The sequence below is a fragment of the Oricola sp. genome (genome assembly GCF_965230365.1).
Lineage (GTDB): Bacteria > Pseudomonadota > Alphaproteobacteria > Rhizobiales > Rhizobiaceae > Oricola.
Window position 1 is genome coordinate 3261120 of record NZ_OZ246003.1, and the last position, 20156, is coordinate 3281275.

The 20156-nt window shown below is 63.6% G+C and carries 17 protein-coding genes; 4 read left to right on the forward strand and 13 right to left on the reverse strand.

The annotated features are described in order from the left end of the window. Window positions 1-12 precede the first annotated feature (12 nt). Both ACO06R_RS15865 and ACO06R_RS15870 read left to right on the forward strand, forming a co-directional pair. Entirely contained in the window at window positions 13-1281 is a 1269-nt protein-coding gene (locus ACO06R_RS15865) for a tetratricopeptide repeat-containing sulfotransferase family protein (protein WP_421859444.1), read from the forward strand. A gap of 102 nt (window positions 1282-1383) precedes the next feature. Beyond that, window positions 1384-3618 (forward strand): AMP-binding protein, encoded by a 2235-nt coding sequence (locus ACO06R_RS15870; protein ID WP_421852117.1) that lies wholly within the window; start codon window positions 1384-1386, stop codon window positions 3616-3618. A 38-nt stretch (window positions 3619-3656) separates the two neighbouring features. On the opposite strand, the gene pssA is transcribed toward ACO06R_RS15870, so the two are convergent. The 5 genes from pssA to ACO06R_RS15895 form a co-directional block, all read right to left on the reverse strand. Continuing rightward, window positions 3657-4490 (reverse strand): CDP-diacylglycerol--serine O-phosphatidyltransferase, encoded by an 834-nt coding sequence (gene pssA, locus ACO06R_RS15875; RefSeq protein ID WP_421852120.1) that lies wholly within the window; start codon window positions 4488-4490, stop codon window positions 3657-3659. A 4-nt stretch (window positions 4491-4494) separates the two neighbouring features. Beyond that, the gene (locus tag ACO06R_RS15880; RefSeq protein WP_421852123.1) at window positions 4495-5193 is read right to left on the reverse strand and encodes a phosphatidylserine decarboxylase; all 699 of its coding nucleotides are present in this window, start codon (window positions 5191-5193) and stop codon (window positions 4495-4497) included. A 110-nt stretch (window positions 5194-5303) separates the two neighbouring features. Continuing rightward, window positions 5304-7208, reverse strand: a complete 1905-nt coding sequence (locus ACO06R_RS15885; protein WP_421852126.1) for an ABCB family ABC transporter ATP-binding protein/permease — start codon at window positions 7206-7208, stop codon at window positions 5304-5306. An 11-nt stretch (window positions 7209-7219) separates the two neighbouring features. Continuing rightward, complete coding sequence (locus tag ACO06R_RS15890) at window positions 7220-7546, reverse strand: ArsR/SmtB family transcription factor (protein WP_421852129.1); 327 nt, start codon at window positions 7544-7546, stop codon at window positions 7220-7222. A gap of 90 nt (window positions 7547-7636) precedes the next feature. Further along, entirely contained in the window at window positions 7637-9682 is a 2046-nt protein-coding gene (locus ACO06R_RS15895; RefSeq protein ID WP_421852132.1) for a LysM peptidoglycan-binding domain-containing protein, read from the reverse strand. Window positions 9683-9823: 141 nt separating this feature from the next. Here ACO06R_RS15895 and ACO06R_RS15900 point away from each other — a divergent pair, with 141 nt between their 5' ends. After that, complete coding sequence (locus ACO06R_RS15900) at window positions 9824-10429, forward strand: TIGR00730 family Rossman fold protein (protein ID WP_421852135.1); 606 nt, start codon at window positions 9824-9826, stop codon at window positions 10427-10429. Window positions 10430-10438: 9 nt separating this feature from the next. Here ACO06R_RS15900 and ACO06R_RS15905 read toward each other — a convergent pair whose 3' ends face one another. From ACO06R_RS15905 to ACO06R_RS15940, 8 genes are all read right to left on the reverse strand, one after another. Continuing rightward, window positions 10439-12283, reverse strand: a complete 1845-nt coding sequence (locus ACO06R_RS15905; protein WP_421852138.1) for a glycoside hydrolase family 9 protein — start codon at window positions 12281-12283, stop codon at window positions 10439-10441. 83 nt (window positions 12284-12366) lie between these two features. Continuing rightward, a complete protein-coding gene (rarD, locus tag ACO06R_RS15910) occupies window positions 12367-13281 on the reverse strand; it encodes an EamA family transporter RarD (RefSeq protein WP_421852140.1) in 915 nt (304 codons plus the stop codon). Between the two features lie 80 nt (window positions 13282-13361). Further along, entirely contained in the window at window positions 13362-14981 is a 1620-nt protein-coding gene (gene cimA / locus ACO06R_RS15915; RefSeq protein ID WP_421852143.1) for a citramalate synthase, read from the reverse strand. A gap of 147 nt (window positions 14982-15128) precedes the next feature. Further along, entirely contained in the window at window positions 15129-15605 is a 477-nt protein-coding gene (locus ACO06R_RS15920) for a GFA family protein (RefSeq protein WP_421852146.1), read from the reverse strand. Window positions 15606-16261: 656 nt separating this feature from the next. Then, window positions 16262-16681, reverse strand: a complete 420-nt coding sequence (locus ACO06R_RS15925; RefSeq protein WP_421852149.1) for a VOC family protein — start codon at window positions 16679-16681, stop codon at window positions 16262-16264. Beyond that, window positions 16678-18087: a cysteine--tRNA ligase gene (cysS, locus tag ACO06R_RS15930; protein WP_421852152.1), complete on the reverse strand. Its 1410-nt coding sequence runs from the start codon at window positions 18085-18087 to the stop codon at window positions 16678-16680. Before cysS ends, ACO06R_RS15925 begins: the two co-directional genes overlap by 4 nt. 66 nt (window positions 18088-18153) lie before the next feature. Beyond that, a complete protein-coding gene (locus ACO06R_RS15935; protein ID WP_421859446.1) occupies window positions 18154-18753 on the reverse strand; it encodes a LysE/ArgO family amino acid transporter in 600 nt (199 codons plus the stop codon). A gap of 24 nt (window positions 18754-18777) precedes the next feature. Beyond that, on the reverse strand, window positions 18778-19566 hold the full coding sequence (locus tag ACO06R_RS15940) for an SOS response-associated peptidase (RefSeq protein ID WP_421852155.1): 789 nt from the start codon (window positions 19564-19566) through the stop codon (window positions 18778-18780). 109 nt (window positions 19567-19675) lie between these two features. Here ACO06R_RS15940 and ACO06R_RS15945 point away from each other — a divergent pair, with 109 nt between their 5' ends. Continuing rightward, a complete protein-coding gene (locus ACO06R_RS15945; protein ID WP_421852158.1) occupies window positions 19676-20101 on the forward strand; it encodes an NUDIX hydrolase in 426 nt (141 codons plus the stop codon). The last annotated feature ends 55 nt before the right edge of the window (window positions 20102-20156 follow it).

The following is a 20156-nucleotide window of genomic DNA, read 5'->3' on the forward strand; positions in this document are numbered from 1 at the left end:
GAAGCGCTGCACATGTACCAACAGGCGCTTTCGATCCAACCGTACAACAGCCTGCTGCATGCGAACATCGCGCATGCCTATGCCGCAACGGGCGCCGTGGAGGAAGCGATCACCCATTACGAGAAGGCGCTCTTCCGGAACCCGAACTTTACCGAAGCGCGGTACGGACTGGCGCAGGCGCTGCGCGACATAGGCGAAATCGGCCGAGCGCTGGAACAGTACGAAGCCGTCATGCGGCTCGACCCGAACCACGCCAGCGCCATGTTGTCGTTTTCGATGATCGCCGACTCTGTCAGCGAAAGGCAGCAAACGCGCATCCGCAATGCCTATCGCAATGCGTTCCCCGACAGCGATCAGTACATGCAGCTCAATTTCGCGCTCGGTAAAATCGAAGAGTTGAACAAGAACTACGCGAGCGCATTTTATCACTTTCGGGAGGGAAACCGCGTTCGTGACCGGCAGACCGCATACTCGATCGCGTCAACGCGCAGCGAGTTCCAGCAGATTGCCTCGACCTTCGATCGGCATTTCTTCGAGGAGCGCACCGATTTCGGCAATCGCGATGCAAGCCCGATCTTCATTGTCGGCATGCCACGGTCGGGAACCACGCTTGTCGAGCAGATCCTTGCCAGCCACTCCACGGTAACAGGCGCCGGCGAACTGGCCTTTCTTCCGCGCACCGTTTTCGCCGGCCTCGGCGGCCTCGACGCAGGTGGGTTCCCCGAATCCGCGCCGCTCCTGACGCAAGATGAGGTCGGCACCATGGCCCGCGACTACCTTGCCGATGCGCGCGCGGGCCTCGCCGCGAATCAGGTTCACACCGACAAATTACCCGGCAACTTCATCTTTATCGGGATGATCCGCCTGATGTTTCCGAAGGCGCGCATCATTCACTGCACGCGCGACCCGCGCGACACCTGCATGTCGCTATACAAGACTTTCTTCCCCTCGGGCGGTCACCACTTCAGCTACGATCTGGACATATTGCGCGACTATTATTGTCTCTACAGCCGGCTGATGGATCACTGGAACGGACTGTTCGGCGACAACATCATCGAGGTGAATTACGAGGCGCTTGTCAGCAATCCCGAGCAGGGAATCCGGTCATTGCTGCACCGTGCCAGCCTGCCATTCGAGCCGAAATGCCTGGAATTCAACAAGACGCGCCGCGTTGTGCGTACGGCGAGCGCCGGCCAGGTGCGAAAGCCGATGTACACCTCGTCCATTGGAACCTGGCGATGGTATCAGCCTCACATTCCCATGCTGCGCGAAAGCGCCTGACGACGCAGGGACACATTTTCGGATTGACCGATTTCCTATAGCCGGTATCATTTTCCGCTAAGCGGGCACCAAGACCTGTGGAAAATGACAGGGAGGAGCCCTTTGACGATCGTCATCGGCCTGTGCATAGCAGCCATAGCCATCCTCTGGGTGGGAACAGCACTGCGGGAAGCGAATGCGAGCGCAATCAGCTTCCGGCAAGGCATGGTTTTCGCTCCACTCAAGCTGATCTACCGGATCGATACAAGCCGGCTCGGCCGGCACAAGGAAACGGCGCGGCCAATCATCTACGCGATCAGCGAGCAGTCGACACACGACGCGGCGATCTTTCAGGCGCTGCTGCCTGACGACACGCTGCACGTGCTCGATCCCAAGTCGGCCGGAACCTGGCTGGTGCAACTGTTCCGCCCGCTGGCCAAGTCCATCGTGTTCGACCGCGAGCACATGGCGGCAAACCGGCGATTGCTGCGCCATCTCAAGGGCAACGGCCGATTGGCTGTCTATTTCCCCGAAAACGTCGAGCCGGACCCGCGCGCGTTCAGGCTTTACCGCGCGGTCGCGCTGCTGGCGCGTAAATCGAATGCGCATGTCAAACCGCTCTACCTGAAAAACGCGCGCTTCCTGCCCTCGTCCTTCACCGCAGAGAGCAAGGCGCCACGCCAGCGCTTTCCGGCATTAAGCCTGCACACCGCTCCAGCGGAACGTCTGACCAGGCCGGTCGAGAATGGCAGCGCGGTGCGCGGAACAGCCCGCAATGCGCTGTTCGACAGAATGGCGCTCGTGCGGGCAAGCTCAGCCGATTTGTCGCGCGGATTGTTCGGCGCGTTCGTCGACGCGGCGCGGACATACGGCCCGTCGCGGGTCATTCTTGAAGACACGGTGACGGGTTCGCTGAGCTACAAGCGCATGCTGATCGGCGCACGGGTGTTGGGGCGCCGCTTCGCCGCGATGTCGCGACCGGGCGAAGCCATGGGCGTGCTGCTGCCGAACGCCAATGGCGTGGTGGTGACGTTCCTGGCGCTGCAATCGGCCGGCCGGGTTGCGGCGATGCTCAACTATTCCGCCGGTCCGGCGAATGTGGTTTCGGCAATCAACACAGCCCGGATCAACACGGTCCTCACATCGCGTGCCTTCATCGAAAAGGCGGATCTGCAGCCTGTTATCGACGCCATCGAGGCAAACGGCACGGCGATTGTCTGGCTGGAAGATCTGCGCGAGACCGTTACGACACCGGAGAAAATAGCCGGATTGCTGAACTGGCAGCGCCCCGTCGGTCGGATTGATGCCAACGATCCGGCTATCATCCTGTTTACCTCGGGCTCCGAAGGCACGCCGAAGGGCGTGGTGTTGTCCCACCGCAACATCCATTTCAATGCCGCGCAGGCGGAATCGCGCTTCTCGATCTCGGTCGAGGACACGCTGTTCAACGTGCTGCCGGTCTTCCACTCCTTCGGGCTGACAGGCGGCACCGTGCTGCCCCTGCTCTATGGCGTGAGGCTGTTCCTTTATCCTTCGCCGCTGCACTACAAGCTGATCCCGGCGGCCGCGGCGCGGATACAGCCGTCGATCATGTTTGGCACTGACACGTTCCTGATGGGCTATGCGCGCACCGCAAAGGACACAGACTTTTCCAGCCTGCGTTTCGTTGTCGCCGGCGCGGAAGCGGTCAAGGCGCAAACGCGCGAGCTTTATCGCGACCGTTTCGACTGCAAGGTGCTTGAGGGTTACGGCATGACCGAGGCGGCACCGGTGGTCGCCGCCAACACCTCGACGCATGAACGCCCCGGCACGGTTGGCCGGATTTTTCCGGGCATCAGCACCCGCGTCGAACCGGTCGAGGGTATCGAGGATGCCGGAGAATTGTGGGTTCACGGGCCAAATGTCATGCTCGGCTACATGAAGGCCGACCGGCCGGGCGAGCTGCAGCCGCTCGGTGACGGCTGGCATGATTCGGGCGATATCGTCGCCATCGACCGCGAAGGCTACGTGTCGGTGCGCGGCCGCGCCAAACGTTTTGCCAAGATTGCCGGCGAGATGGTGTCGCTCGGTGCGGTCGAGATGCTGGTTCAGGCGCTGTGGCCAGAGGATCAGCACGCGGCGGTGTCGGTGCCCGACCGGCGCAAGGGCGAGCGGATCGTTCTGGCGACCACCCGGCACGATCCCGACAAGCAGGCGATCGTCGAATACGGCAAGAAAAGCGGGGTTACCGAACTGATGGTTCCCTCGGAGGTGCTGCCAATCAAGCAGATTCCGGTCCTCGGCTCCGGCAAGATCGACTACGTATCGACAAAGAAATGGATTTTGGGCCGCCTCGGCCGCGGTGACCGCGCCGCCTAGAACGTTTCACGGTCGAATTGAAGCGCCTGAACGCCTGATCACTCCGCCAACGCCTCGGCCTCCTGCCTTTCGCGCTTGCGCCACATGCGCAGGCTGTAGGGCAGGAATGCGAGATAGGCGAGTACCGACAGCGTCAGGGTTTCCCACGTGAACGTCGCCAGCAATGCGACGTAGAGCACGACGCCCAGGATGAGCGGCACGACCTTGGCCGGCGGAATGCGCGCACCCAGCGTCTTGCCGGACCAAACCGGCAGATTGGAGACCATCAGAAAGGCGATGCCGACCGTGTAGAAGGACACGACCGAGGCATAATACCAGTCGGGCGCAAAGCCGAGAAAACCGAGATAGACCGGCAGCAGGACGAGCAACGCGCCAGCCGGCGCAGGCACGCCTGTGAAATAGGCGCCCTGCCAGCTCGGACGGTCGCGCTTTTCCATCATCACGTTGAAACGCGCGAGCCGCAGGCAGCATGCAATCGCGTAGAGCAGCGCCGCGATCCAACCGAGCGAACGAGCCTCGTCGAGCGCGAACGCATAAAGGACGAGCGCAGGCGCCGCGCCGAAATTGATAATGTCGGCAAGCGAATCCATCTGCGCGCCGAATTTCGAACTGCCTTTGACCAGCCGGGCCACCCGCCCGTCGATACCGTCCAGAAACGCCGCCAGCAGCACCATGGCAACAGCGATGTCGAACTGATGCTCGAAAGCGAGCCGTACACCGGTCAGCCCGGCGCAGATGGCGAGCACGGTGATGATGTTGGGAACCACGAAGCGCAGGGGAATGTCACGCAGCCGCGGATTGGCCTCACCGGTTTCCGGGTCAGAAGGGCCGTCCGGTTCAAACGGGGGAAAAGGTCCGTCCTTGTCGATCATGGCATCAACTCGAGCGGCTGAGTGGAGTCGCTGCGCGCCCGCCAAATTCGGCAAGGACCGTTTCGCCAGCAATGGCCGTCTGGCCGACAGAAACGCGAATTGCGGCCTCGGAAGTCAGATAGACATCGACGCGCGAGCCGAAACGGATCAGGCCGAACCGGTCGCCCACCGACAGCGCTTCGCCCTCACCCGCCCAGCACACGATGCGGCGAGCCACTAGGCCGGCGACTTGCACCACGCCAAGCGCCCCATGCGGTCCGTCGATGACCAGGCCATTGCGTTCGTTTTCCCGGCTTGCCTTGTCGAGATCCGCGTTCAGAAACTTGCCGGGCCGGTAAGCGACACGGGTGATCCGGCCGCGTACGGGAGTCCGGTTGATGTGTACGGAAAAGACATTCATGAACACCGAGACACGGGTCATCGGCTCGATGCCAAGCCCCAGCTCTTCCGGCGGCACAGCAGGGCCGATGGCAGAAATCTTGCCGTCGGCCGGGCTGATGACGAAGTCGTCGTCAACGGGTGTCACACGCTCCGGGTCGCGGAAGAAGTACGCGCACCAAGCCGTCAATGCCACGCCGATATAAAACAGCGGATCCCAAATCCAGCCGATAACGATCGCCAGCACCGCGAACCCGGCAACGAATGGCCATCCTTCCCGGTGGACCGGCGCAACCGAATTTCGGATTGTATCGACCAGGCTCACGCACTTCTCCCTCAAACTGCAGGTTTCATCTATGCAGTCGCCGCCCGCATGGCAATCCACCCCGACCGGCCGGGTCGAGGCTTACACCGGATTTGGAGTGCGCCGGGACTTCAGCTGCCGCTTGTGGCGGCCGGGTCGGACAGGCGCTTGCGGTCGATGACACCGAGCTCGTCGGTGGCGCGCGCCTCGCGCAATCTGCGCTCCGCCTCGATCGCCTCGCTCTGACGTTCCCACATGTTGCGGTAGAGGCCGCCCTCGATTTCCATCAGCTCGCCATGCTTGCCGCGCTCGGCGATCAGCCCGTCGCGCAGCACGATGATCTCGTCGCAACCGACAACGGTGGACAGCCGGTGCGCAATCACCAGCGTCGTGCGGCCGCGCGACACCAGATCGAGCGCCTGCTGGATTTCCTGCTCGGTTGCCGTGTCGAGCGCCGAGGTGGCCTCGTCGAGCACCTGGATGGGCGGCGCCTTCAGGATCGTGCGTGCGATTGCCACCCGCTGCTTTTCACCGCCGGACAGCTTCAGGCCGCGTTCGCCGACCATGCTGTCGAACTTGTCGGGCAGCGACTGGATGAAATCGCCGATCTGCGCCATTTCAGCGGCCTTGACGACCTCCTCGTCGGTGGCATCCGGGCGGCCGTAGCGAATATTGTATCGGATCGTGTCGTTGAACAGCACCGTGTCCTGTGGAACCATACCGATGGCAGCACGCAGCGATTTCTGCGTCACGTCCCGCACATCCTGCCCGTCTATCGTCACCGATCCGTCCTGCACGTCATAGAAACGGTAGAGCAGCCGCGAGATTGTCGACTTGCCGGCACCCGACGGTCCGACGATGGCGACCGACTTGCCCGCAGGCACCTTGAAGCTGATCCCCTTGAGGATCGGGCGCTCGGGATCATAGGCAAACTCTACATTGTCGAATTCGACCTCGCCTTTCGCGACCGTCAGTTCCGCCGCCCCCGGCTTGTCACGTATCTCGGCGTCCACGTCCAGGAGATCGAACATCTGCTCGATGTCGGTCAGGCCCTGGCGGATTTCGCGATAAATGAAGCCGATGAAATTCAGCGGAAGCCAAAGCTGCATCAGCATGGCGTTGATGAAGACGAAGTCGCCGATTGTCTGCTCGCCAGCCTGCACGGCACGCGCCGACATCCACATCATGATCAACAACCCGGCCCCAAAGATCAGCCCCTGACCAAAGTTCAGCCAACCGAGTGATGTCCAGACACGCGTTGCGGCGTTTTCATAGCCTGCCATGGACTGGTCGAAACGCCGCGCCTCCATCTCCTCATTGCCGAAATATTTTACTGTCTCGAAATTCAGCAGCGAGTCGATCGCCTTGGTATTCGCATCGGTGTCGGAGTTGTTCATGTCGCGGCGGATCTGGATCCGCCAGTCGCTCGCCCGGATTGTGAACCACGCATAGGCGTAGATCATGACGGCCGTGACCGCGACATACTCCCAGCCATAGGCGAAACCGAAGATCAGCGCTGTCAGCGCGAACTCGATCAGGGTCGGCGCCGTGTTGAGGATCGTGAAGCGGACAATGGTCTCGATTCCCTTGGTGCCGCGTTCGATGATCCGCGACAGGCCGCCGGTTCGACGTTCGAGATGAAAGCGCAGCGACAATCCATGCATGTGCACGAAGGTCCGGTAGGCAAGCTGGCGCACCGCATACTGGCCGACGCTGGCAAACAATGCGTCGCGCAGCTGATTGAAGCCCCACTGAACAATCCGGAAGAAATTGTATGCGACGACCAGCATGACCGGACCGAGGAAGAAAACGGGTATCCAGTCCGCAGCTGTCAATTCGCCGTTCAGCGCATCCGTCGCCCATTTGAACGAGTAGGGCACGAGCATCAGGACGAGCTTCGACGCGATCAGGAACACGGTCGCATAGACAACCCTGAGCTTCAGGTCGGGACGATCCGACGGCCACATATAGGGCCACAGATTGCGAATCGTCCTGAGGGTCGAGCCGCTGTCAGCGGAAACTGTCTTGTTCGGCAAGTCGGTTCCTATCAATCGTTGTCCCGCGTACCGGAGGCGGCTACGCAGCATTTTTCGGAGCAGCATTGGTCGATGATCTGCTCAAACTGTTGAGAGAGCAGCCGTAGCGCAGCGCGGTCTAGTGCATACCGCGAGCGCTGTCCGTCACGTTCGCGGGTTACCAGCCCTGCTTCCTGCAACACCCGTAAATGCTGCGACACGGTCGACTGTGCATAGGGCAGGACCCGCACGACATCGCCGCAATTGCACGTGTCGGCCGCCGAAAGATGCTTCAAGATGTCAAGCCGCGCCGGATGGGCCAGTGCTGCAAGCTGTTCAGTGATCGCATCGTCCGCCATCGGCCGCTTCCATCGTTTATCGGCGATATACGATGGAAGGGGCTGACATGCAATCCCGGTGAAGTCCCGGAACGTTTGTCGCCGGTCCGGCTAGCCCTCGTCCTGCTGCACATTTTTTTCGGGCAGCGCGAAGACCTGGCCAGGCCAGATACGATCGGGATCCGCGATCTGGTTCTGGTTGGCCAGATAGATCGTTGTGTAACGGATACCCCGGCCGTAGACGCGGCGCGAGATATGCCACAGCGTGTCGCCACGCCGGATGATCACGGACGAGTTGGTGGTGCGTAGCGTCGTGGTCGTGACCGGGATGGACGGATCGGCCGCCTCTTCCAGTTCCGCCGGTTGCTCGGCCGCTGCGCTGGCAACCGCCTGCGGCTCCTCGGCTGCAGCCGGCGCAGCTTCGGTGGCCACCGACGTGGACGTCTCGACCGTAACGGTCTCACTCTCGCCGGAAGGCTGAGCGGTCGCCTCTGCTTCAGCCTCGGGTTCGGGCGTGGCCGCAGACTCTTGCTGCGGTTCCGGCTGTTCCGCTTCGGCGGCCGGGGCGCTGGCAACGGCCTGAGGCTCGTCGGCCGGCGTGGACGACGCATCGTCGCCTGTGGCCGCGCCGGTTTCGCCAGCATCCACAACCTCTGGCGCGGTAGCGGTTTCTTGCTGCTGCGCCGGCTCGGCCGGCACCGAAGGTTCCGCGCCCGCGACATCTTGGGGTTCCGGCTGCGGTGCGGTTTCAGCCGCTGCGGTAGCGGACTGCTCGGGTTCGGCGGGTGTTTCTTCCTCGACCGCCACAGCGGCGATCCTTTCGCCCTCGCTCCGAGTGAACGGCACCACCGCCCGCATCACCACATCGGCGGTGGCACGGTCGATCATGTCGGCGCGCATGATGTAGTCGCCAACCGGCAATTCGCGATCAACCTGGATCAGGAAGCGACCGCCAGCGCCAACATTGGTGTCGCCCAGCAGAATGTCATTTGCATAGACCCGCAGCTGCGCACCGGGAGGCGCGGCACCCGCGACGAATACGGTCTCGCCGTCAATCTCCACGGCTTCGATGCGAACCTCGCCTGCGCGCTCGCGTTCTTCTACAGCCGGCTCCTCCGCCTGCGCAGAAGGTGCCGCAGCGACCTCGGTTTCTCCTTCGGCTTCCGGCTTGGTTTCCGCCTTGGTTTCCGCCTCGGCCTCTGGTGTTGCCGCCTCCGGTTGTCCGGCCTCGGCGACGGTCTCGGCCGCAGGTTCAGCCGCCGTCCCGGTTTGGCCGACCTCTGCAGCTTGCTGCGTGGCAGCTTCATCGGAAATCGAGGCTTCAGCATTGGTAACTTCCGGTTCCGGGGCCGGCGCGCCAGGCGCGGCTTCGTCCGGTTCCGGCGTGTTGATCAGGCGTGACGGTGCGCCCGGTTCCTCGACCAGCGCCAGCAACTCGCCTTCCCGCCCCTCTTCCGGCACGCTGACAATCGCCGTTTCCTGCGACATCGCCACCTCACCGTCGGTTTCGGTCGCGCGCAGCACGATCTCGTAGTCCCCCGGTGCCAGTGGTGTGTCGAGAATGGCCACAAAATCGCCATTGGCGGCAGCACGCGTCGATGCGATCTTGTCGGCACCGGCAAGGACCTCGATTTCGGCATCGGGGCCGGCCTGTCCGGCAATCACGGTCGAACCATCGGGTTCGACGCGCAACAGACCGAATGACGGCACGATTACGGTCGGTTCGGCGGCCGGCTCAGCGGCTTCCTCCGGCAAAGATGCGATCTCGGTCGATGCGGCCTCGTCGGAAGCTTCCGGCTCGGATGCGGTTTCAGCGGCTTGCGTGTCGGCTTCCTCCGCCGGTACCGCACCCTCGGTTTCAACCGCAGTCTCGGCCTGCCCGTCCGTTGTGGTATCACCGGCCTCGCCAACAGCCTCGACCTGCTGCTCTGTTTCAGCGTCCCCGGCCTCAGCAAGTGGCGCGGTTTCCGCTTCCTCGCCGCCTGCGGTTACCGGCGCCGCGTCGTCTGCCGGCGCGATATCCGCGCTCATCGGCGATGCGTCGCCGGATTTGCCCAACAGCGCATTCAGCCTCTCGGCTACCGGAGGTGTATTTGCCAATGCGACCAACAGAAGGACGACACCGAAAATCCATGCCGAAACCGAACGCGTATTCATGCAAACCTACCCCATGTCTGAATGGCTCTATCTAGCACCCGCTGGCGAGCGCGCTCAACACGCATTGTGGTATCTGAGCCGAATTGGGAGAAAGCATCCACAACGGCTTGACGGCTGCCGCTGGATTGGCAACAGGAGAGGATGGCTACGAATCCCCTCACCTCGGTTTGCGTCTACTGCGGCTCCTCGCCAGGCAATGATGCGGAATACATGGCTGCCGCCGAAACTCTTGGCCGCGCCATCGGCGAAGCCGGCCTCAGGTTGGTCTATGGCGGCGGCACCAAGGGCCTGATGGGCGCAGTCGCGGAAGGCACCATGCAGGCCGGCGGCAAGGTTACCGGCATTATCCCGCGTTTCCTGATGGAAAAGGAAGCAACCGAAAGCGCGCTGGGCCGGCTGGACGAACTCGTCGTCACCGAAGACATGCACGAGCGCAAGCACCGCATGTTCGAGGCGGCCGACGCCTTCGTGACCCTGCCGGGCGGCATCGGAACGCTCGAGGAAGTCATCGAGATCATGACCTGGGCGCAGCTCGGCCAGCACACCAAGCCGATCGTGCTGGCGAATTTCAAGGGTTTCTGGAATCCGCTCACCATTCTGATCGATCACATGCGCGAGTGCGGATTTATCCATACCGGACACCGTGTCGGCCCGATTGTCGTCGATTCCCCGGAAAAGATCATTCCGGCCATTATGGACGCAGCGGAGCCGAAAGGTGGCGACGCCGAGATCATCGAACGACTTTAGATACCAGCCCTACTGCGCCGCCAGCCAACTTGCGAACTGCACCAGCGCCGCGTTCCAGTTGATCGTGATCTCGTTGGTCGACCAGCTCTCGATATCGTCGACATAGCAGGCCTGCGGCGCGCAACCGGTCTGCGCGAAATGTTTCTTGGCCACCGGATCGATGTAATCGGAATTGGGTCCGCCCGACAACGACCCCTTGGGGGGATTGGGCAGCGCCGGATCGACCTGGTTTGCGAACCATCGCGAGTGCTGGTTCCTCGAATAGACCGTGCCGTAGCCGGTGACATAGCTGTTGGCCATTGCGTTGCGCCCGAGCACATAGTCCACCGCCTCGATCGCCGCGTTTCTGAACCGCCGATCCCCGGTCAGTTCGAAGGCGGCAGCCAGCAATATGCCGTTCTGGATCACAAGATGTGACGAACCCCACTGGTAGTTGCCGCCAGGCGGTGCATAGGCGTGGCCGAAGGGATTGGACTCGCTCAGGCCGGCAAGACTTTCAGCATGGGCGACCAGCGCGGTACGAACCGCGTCAGCGTCGGGCAATCTTTCGGCGTGCAGCGCCAGTTGCAACCAGGCATGCGGCGCTACGTAGTTCCAGTCGAAGCCGCGCGGTACGAACACTCCCCCACCCGCGAAGCGCGAAGCGCGCAACCGTTCCAGATAGGCAACATCGCCGGTCGTGATGAACAGTTCCGCCGCCGCCCAGAAGAATTCGTCCGCTACGTCGCGGTCGTCATAGGGACCGCCGCCCGACTGGCCATCCTCCGGCGTGGCATAGATTTCCGGATGCCGCAGTGCGGCGGTCCAAGCAGACGACGCATGATCGCGCAACTCGCCGGCATAAGCGGGATCGTAAGGCTCGAACAGGCGCGCCGCCTGCGCGAAGGTCGCCGCGGCGTTCAGGGTCGCGGCGGTCGACGGGCGATGCAGTTTCCGCCGCTTGTCGGCGCGGTGCGGCAGCAGCGGCGGGCTGGTCCAGGCATCGTCATGCAGCTTGTGGTGCACCATGCCGGCAAGCGGGTCGCCTTCGGGCACGATCATCCTGGCGAAGAAATCCAGCTCCCAACGCGCCTCATCGAGAATGTCGGGCACGCCGTTGCCGGCCTCCGGCACGGCGAGCGCGGCGTCGCCGAGCGTATCGGCGGTGCCGAGACGCAACGCCCATTCGTAGGCGGACAGAAGCTGCGCCACGGCGATACCGCCATTGACGACATACTTGCCGTGATCGCCGGCGTCATACCAGCCGCCGACCGGGCTTAGCGTGTAGTCGCAGGTCCACGGTTCGCCATAGACCCTGAGGCTGACCTCAGCAGGCTGGCAGGGCACGTCGCGGTCGCCCTTGTTGCGCGCGCCGTCTGCAGGCGACGAGACATGGCCCGCCGGCCGCGCATAGGCCTCGCCGACCAGCGCAGCGTCGATCTCGATGCCCGAGCGGGCAAGATAGAAGTAACCGAGCGCATCGGTGCGCAGGTCGCGATAGAGGCCGCCGCGAATGGCAAAGGGGTAGCTCGCGCCATCTGAAACCCGCAACACGAAGCCATCGCCGGTGCCCGTGAACTCCGAGAAGTCGGCGATATGAACCTCCAGCCCCGCCGACGTATCGAAACCGCGCGGCTCTGTCCGCCCGGAGAACGCCACCTGCCCCGTCTTGTCGACGACTTCAAACGCCAGCGGACCGACCGAAGCGGAGGCGACCGTCGCCCGTTTCGGGCCATCCGGCAGATAGCCGTGCTGGTTGACGAATATGCGCGGTCCGTCAGCGGCCCGTGGCGGCGCGCCGTCGAGCAGGAACGCCACCGCCACCATCAGCGGCAGCAGCGCGATCCATGCAATGCGCCCAATCAATATCCGCATATCTTCTCCGGCGGTTCGTAACCACAGCCTATGGCGCGCGGCCGGAGCGTCAAGCACCACCTTCCGGGCGGCTGTCGGCTTGGTTAAGCCGCGCGCGCCGGGCGGAACAGCGAGATCGTGTAGAGAACCAGTGCCGCCCAGATGAACATGAAGGCGACCAGTCTCAGGGTCGAGAACGGCTCGCCGAACACGAAAACCGCCATCAGGAACATCATCGTCGGGGCGATGTATTGCAGAATACCGATGGTCGTGAAGCGCAGCGCCTTGGCGCCGAAGGCGTAGAGGATCAGCGGCGCGGCGGTGGTCGGACCGGCCAGCAGCAGGAGGCCGAAGTCGCCGGCGCCCGTCGTGATGAAGTGGCCCGTGCCCTGCGCCGCCAGCCAACCGATCACGCCGAGCGCCGGCAGCGACAGCAACAGCACCTCCAGCATGAAGCCCTGTGACGGGCCGATCGGCAATGTCTTGCGAAAGAAGCCGTAGAACCCGAAGGTCACAGGCAGCACCAGCGCCACCCATGGCAGGCCGCCTGCCGCGATCGTCAAGATGCACACCGCGATCGCCGCAAGGGCAATCGCCAGCGCTTGCAGCCGGGTAAAGCGCTCGCCGAGGAACAGAGCGCCCAGCACCACATTGACCAGCGGATTGATGTAATAACCGAGCGCCGCCTCCATCGTCTGTTCGTTGGCGACCGCCCAGACGTAGATGCCCCAATTGACGGAGATCAGGCTGGCAGTCAGCCCGGCCAGCGCCAGCGTGCGCGGCGAGCGGAAGGCAGCTCGCAGATCCGATGTCCGCCTCAGCAGAATGATCAGCAGCCCGGCGACGGGCACCGACCAGACGACGCGGTGGGCCACCACCTCGAATGCCGGGATGTGATCGACCGCCTTCAGATAGAGCGGGAAGAAGCCCCACAGCCCGTAGGCGCTGATCGCATAGACGAAGCCGGCAAGGGGCTCGCGCTGCTGCTGCGTCTGGACGGGTGCGGCGTCTGTAACCATCCGGGCTGATTACACCTTTACCGCGCAGCCGGCAAAGCGGCGATTGTCACCGGTACAAACGGCGGTGCGCGACAGCGCCCTTACTCCGCCGCCGCCAGTCCGGCGTGGCCGCGGTTTTTCATCAGCTTGAAGGTTATCGAATCCATCAGCGCCTCGAAGGAGGCGTCGATGATGTTTTCCGAAACGCCGACCGTCCACCAGCGCAGGCCCGTCGCATCGGCGGATTCGATCAGCACGCGGGTTACCGCTTCGGTACCGCCATTGAGGATCCGCACCTTGTAGTCGACCAGTTCCAGATCGGCGACTTCGGCCTGGTACTTGCCGAGATCCTTGCGCAACGCCATGTCGAGCGCGTTGACCGGACCGTTGGCGCTTTCGGCGACCGACATGCGCTCCTCGCCGTCGATGTTCACCTTGACGACGGCCTCGGCGACCGTGATCACCTTGCCGATGGCGTTGTGCCGCCGCTCGACCAACGAGCGGAACGACACGACTTCCATGAACTGCGGCACGTCGCCCAGCGTGCGCCGCGCCAGAAGCTCGAAACTGGCATCCGCGCCCTCATAGGCATAGCCGGTCGCCTCGCGTTCCTTGACGATGGCGATCAGCGTGTCGAGGCGCGGATCGTCCTTGGCGACCGAAATGCCCCGGCGATGCAGTTCGGCAATGAAATTGGATTTGCCGCCCTGGTCGGAAACCATCACATGGCGATTGTTGCCGACCATCTCCGGCGCGACATGCTCGTAGGTCGACGGGTCCTTGGCCAGCGCGGAGGCGTGGATGCCCGCCTTGGTGGCGAAGGCCGATCCGCCGACATAGGGCGCCTGCGGCGCCGGCGAGCGATTCAGCAATTCGTCGAAACCGCGCGACAGGCGCGTCAGCCCCTCAAGACCGTCATCGGTGATCCCGATCTCGAAGCGCTCGGCCCAGGCCGGCTTCAATGCGAGATTGCCGATTATGGTGACGAGATTGGCATTGCCGCAGCGCTCGCCGATACCGTTCAGCGTGCCCTGCACCTGCCGGGCCCCGGCGTCGATGGCGGCCAGAGAGTTGGCCACCGCCTGTCCGGTGTCGTCATGGGCGTGAATGCCGAGCCGCTCGCCCGGCACGCCGGCCGCGATCACCGCGTCGACGGCGGCGCGGACCTCATGCGGCTGGGTGCCGCCATTCGTGTCGCACAGCACCACCCAGCGCGCGCCGGCGTCCAGCGCAGTCTTCGCACAGGAAAGCGCGTAATCGGGGTTGGCCTTGTAGCCGTCGAAGAAATGCTCGCAATCGACCATTGCCTCCTTACCGGCAGCGACGGTCGCGGCGACCGACTGGCGGATGTTTTCGAGATTTTCCTCGTTGGAGCAGCCGAGCGCCACGCGCACATGGTAGTCCCAGCTCTTTGCGACATAGCAGACCGCGTCGGACTTGGAGCCGTTGAGCGCCGCAATACCGGGATCGTTGGCCGCCGACACGCCGGCCCGCTTGGTCATCCCGAAGGCGACAAATGAGGCGTTTTGCGTGCGCTTGCGCTCGAAAAACGCCGTGTCGGTCGGATTGGCGCCGGGATAGCCGCCCTCGACATAATCGACGCCGAACTCGTCCAGCATGGCGGCAATGGCGATCTTGTCCTCGACCGAAAAGTCGATACCGGGCGTCTGCTGCCCGTCGCGCAGGGTCGTGTCGAAGAGATAGATGCGTTCGCGTGCCATTACCGTCCACCGGAATGTGCGGATTCCGGTCCGTATTAGAAGATTCCGGCGTAATAGAGCACAGCGGCGACGATCACAACGACCAACAGCCCCTTGCCGATCAGGCCGTAAAGCAGCCATCTGGGCATCTGCATCTGCGGGTTGCGTTCAGCCATCGTTTTTCTCCGGGGGCCAGGTTTCGGTGTCATGGTCGGGGTGCTGGCGGCTGACCACGCCGGCATTCCATTCCGCATCGCCCGCCGCTAGCGCCGGCTCGGTTTCCGGCAGCGCGTGCAGGCCATCGGTAAATGGCAGCATGTCGGCGCAATTGATCTGCACTGTCGGCGGCGCGAGCGTCGGGTCGTCCAGCGTTCCGATGGCGACCTCCACGCCGCCTTCGAACTCATAGGTCAGCGGCGTGCCGCATTGTTCGCAGAAACCGCGCCAATTGCGGTTGGAACTGTGGAAATGCTTCGGCCTGCCGCGTGTCCAAACCAGCCCTTGCGTGGCGACCAGCGGACCATAGAAGCCGCCGAACGCCTTCTGGCACATGCGGCAGTGACAGATCGATGCGCGGCCGAAAGCCTCGACGCGGTAACGCACCGCGCCGCACTGGCAACCACCGGATTGGCTGGTCTTGGTCATGCCGATTTCCCCGGTAGAAATGGAACCTTCATTTATCCTACAGGCCGGTTGAGTGACCGAGAAGCGGGAAATCGACATGCCACCTTTCGGGGAAGAATGGTCGCGCAGCATCGCCGCCGCGCCCCTCTTTCGGGGCCGGATTGTTCTGGAGCAGGAAGACGGGCGGTCAAAGCATCGCAACGTCTAAAAGGTATAGCGATCCTCGGACCGCCCGCTCGGCGTTCTTGCAGCTTCGGTCGGCGGCCCGGAACTCTGTCCGGGAAAACAAGACTGCGCGCGCCGCTTCATGCCGCCCCGGCGTGGGGGTTCATCACCCAGGTGAGTTACCTGACACGACCGCCGGCCCTTCACTTTCGTTCCGGGCGTTCGTCGCTCCAATCGACAGATCGCTGCCGATTGACCAACCAGCGGTCGCGCACTCCTCACCCCACCGGGCACCGTCCCTCTTCCGGGTGGTCGGTTCTAGACCCGGCTTCCAAAAGAAGGCGGGACGATCATAAGGGAGGCTCGGATGCGTTGCACAAGTTTTGCGGCGCGCGTGGACTATGCGATTGAATTCGTTGGAGAAACGCCAAAATGCGTTAAAAACTTGTGCAACGGGCGGGGTCTCGTATCTCCCCCCTTGCGGGGGAGATACGGCGCACCGTGACGGCCCGCTATCGGTCGCCAGCTTCCGGTTCGAAACAGACCGCCTCGATATTGTGCCCTTCGGGGTCAAGCACGAAGGCCGCATAGTAGGCCGGATGATAGATCTCGCGGATGCCGGGACCACCATTGTCAGTGCCGCCATTGGCCAATCCCGCTTCGTAAAAAGCGCGCACCGCGGCCCTTGACGGCGCGCGAAAGCATATGTGGGTGGCCGGCGACTGTGGACCGTCCTCGGCGATCCACAGATTGCCCTTTCTGCCGCGACCGAAGCCGGCGAACGGCACGGAGCCGGACTGCTCGGCGGTGACCTCGGCGACGATCTCAAGCCCGACCGGGCGCAGGAGCGCCGAATAGAAGGCCTTGGCGCGCCCGAAATCGGCGACGCTCAGCGTGATGTGATCGATGCTGAGCTCGAGTTCGTCGCTCACCGCTTCACCTCGAATGTGGTTACCCGCGCGCCTGTTTCCGGGTCCTTGCCGTCCTTGAGCTGCACGCCCCTGGCCAGCAATTCGTCGCGGATGCGGTCGGCCTCGGCCCAGTTCTTGTCGGCGATGAAAGCCAGACGCTCGTCAATGGCCGCCTGAACCGCATCGAGATCGATGTCGTCGGTCGGCGCCTGCGGCGGCAGGCCGAGCAGTTCGAGGCCGGCGCGCAGCGGCGCCCCGGACAGCGCGCCCAGCGCGCGGATCGCCTCGACGGTGTTGAGGTCGTCGGCGAGGCTTTCGACCACGGTGTCGAGGCTGCCATTGTCGGTCGCCTCGCCGGCGCGCCGCCACAGCCGGGCAAGGATCGCCTCGGCCTCCTCCAGCCGGCGCACCGAAAAGTCGATCGGCTCGCGGTAATGGGTCATCAGCATGGCCAGCCGCAGCACCTCGCCCGGCCATTTGCGGCCGCCGAACTCCTCGGCATGCATCAACTGGAACATGGTCAGGAAGTTGCCGAGCGATTTCGACATCTTCTGGCCTTCCACCTGCAGGAAGCCGTTGTGCATCCAGTAATTGGCCATGCGGTCGGTGCCATGCGCGCAGCAGGATTGGGCGATCTCGTTTTCATGGTGCGGGAAGATCAGATCGAGCCCGCCGCCATGGATATCGAAGATCTTGCCGAGATGATGTTCGCTCATCACCGAGCACTCGATATGCCAGCCGGGCCGGCCATAGATGGCGGTGCCATCGAACTCCGCGTCCCAGCCGGGTTCGGTGGCCGAGGATTCCTTCCACAAGACGAAGTCGCCGGGGTTTTTCTTGTGCGCCTCGACCGCGACGCGTGCGCCCGCCTGCTGCTCGTCGAGATTGCGCTTCGACAAGCCGCCATAGTCGGGCATGGAGGCGACGTCGAACAGCACCTCCCTGCCCTCGTTGCCGGTCGCCACATAGGCGTGGCCGCGTTCGACCAGCGAACCGATCATCGCGACCATGCCGTCGATATGCTCGGTGGCGCGCGGCTGGTGCGTCGGTTCCATGCACCCGAGCGCGGCGATGTCTTCCAGATACTGGTTGGCGGTCTTCTCGGTGACGGCGCGAAGCGCATCGTTCAGACCCATGCGTCCGGCATCGATCTCGTCGCCGAAATCGCGCAGGGCGCGCGCAGTGATCTTGTCCTCGACATCCGTGATGTTGCGGACATAGGTGACGTGGTCGGCGCCATAGACATGGCGCAGCAGCCGGAACAGCACGTCGAAGACGATGGCCGGGCGCGCATTGCCGATATGGGCGTAGTCATAGACCGTCGGTCCACAGACATACATGCGCACATTTTGCGGGTCGATCGGCTGAAACGGCTCCTTCTGCCGATCCAGCGTGTTGTAGAGCGTGATCGCTTGTGTGCCGGTCATGGTCGTGTCCTTCGGATTGCGCGGTTTCCATTGCAGGGCTTTGCCGTAAAGGCAAGCCGCAAGACCTCATAGAACGAGGCTTGCCGCCAGCGCGAACATGACAATGGCGATCAAACCGTCGAGCACGCGCCATGCCGCAGGCCGCGCAAACACCGGCTGCAACAGCCGCGCACCGTAGCCGAGCGCAAAGAACCACACGAATGACGCCGCCATGGCGCCGAGCGCGAAGGCAAGCCGCGCCTGGCCCTCGAAACCGGCGGAAATGCCGCCGAGCAGCACCACCGTGTCGAGATAGACATGCGGATTGAGGAAGGTGAACGACAGGCAGGTGGCGAGCGCCGGCCAGAGCGGACCGCCGCCCTCGCCCGCCGCGCGCAAGGCTTGCGGCCGCCAGGCCCGCGAAAGCGCGATGACGCCATAGACCGACAGGAAGACCGCGCCGGCCCAGGTGACCAGCCGGATCGCGGTTTCGTTGGAGGCGATCAGCGCACCGAAGCCGGCAACGCCAAGTGCGATCAGCGCGGCGTCCGACAGTGCGCAGACAAGGCACAGAACGAAGACATGCTGGCGCAGCAGCCCCTGCCGCAAAATGAAGGCGTTCTGCGCGCCGATGGCGATGATCAGCGTGGCGCCGAGCGCGAAGCCGGAGACACCGGCCGACAGGATCGGGGATGCAATCATGCGTGGTCTCTAGAGGAGTTTCATCTGGTCGCCGCCGGGCTTGTCGTGCGTCTCGCCCTCGTCCGGCGCCTCACCCTGCCCGCCATCCGCCGCAAACGGCTTCGGCTCGACGCGGTCCTGGATTTCTGGACCGGAATTGGCGACCTTGTTGACGAGATCGGCAACGGGCACCGGCTCGAAGAAGCCGTCTTCGGCGGGGCGCAGGAGATCGGCGACATCGCGCGGTTCCTGGTTCATACAGTCGAGCCAGCGGGCGAACTCATGCGGCGGGATCGCGACCGGCATGCGGTCGTGGATGCGGGCGAATTGCGGCGTCGCGGCTGTTGTCAGGATGGCGACGGTATCGATTTCCGAGCCGTCCTTTCCCATCCATGTTTCGGCGAGCCCCGCAAAGGCGACCGGGCCGCCATCGGCGGTGCGCACCCAGTAGGCCTGCGACTGCTTTGCCGGTTTGTCGCGCCGCCATTCGTAAAAACCGGAGGCAGGAACCAGTACGCGGCGGTGGCGCATGGCGGCGCGAAACGAATTCTTCTGCGCCGCGGTCTCGCTGCGCGCATTGATCAGCAGCGGAAACTCCTTCGGGTCCTTCACCCAGGACGGGATCAGCCCCCAACGCATCAGTATCGCGGCGCGGTCGGGTCGGTTGGAGCCGGGATCGGGTTGCGGCGCGGGCACGACCGTCAGGATCGGTTGCGTCGGCGCGATGTTGTAACGCGGCGGAAAATCTTCCAGCTCTTCGAGCGCGAAGAAGGCCTGCACCTCTTCGGGCGAATGCAAAAGTGAAAAGCGGCCGCACATCAGGCTTTCTCCGTCGCCGGGCGCGTCTGCCGAAAGGACAAGCGCTGTTGTCTTCCAGCTCCGTTGGTGTACCCATTCCAGCAGGTTTCCAGCAACGGGCTAGAACAAGTTGGACACATCCGCAACGCCGGCAATTCCGATGGTCGCCGTCTCGCTGGCCGCAAGGCATCCCGAAACAGGCAAGTTCCTGTTGGTCAAGCGCGGTCGACCGCCAGCCGAGGGGCTGTGGGCGTTTCCCGGCGGGCGCGTCGAGTTCGGCGAGCGGCTGGCCGACGCCGCAAGGCGCGAGTTTTTCGAGGAAACCGGGCTTGAGGCGGGCGATATCCGGTTTTTCCGGCTCCTGGAACTGATCGGCGACGAACCGCAGCACCATTTCCTGCTCGCCGTCCACGCCGGCACGGCCGTCGGCATGCCGGTCGCCGGCGACGATGCCGTCGAGGCGCGATGGGTGACGCTCGGCGAAATGCAGTCGATGCGGCTGACCGGCGCGGTGCTGGACTATGCGCGCGACATCGACGCCGGCGCGCGGGCGTGAAGCCGCGGTCGACCGCTCAACAAATCGTGAGGGGGATTTATTGGCCGGACCGGGC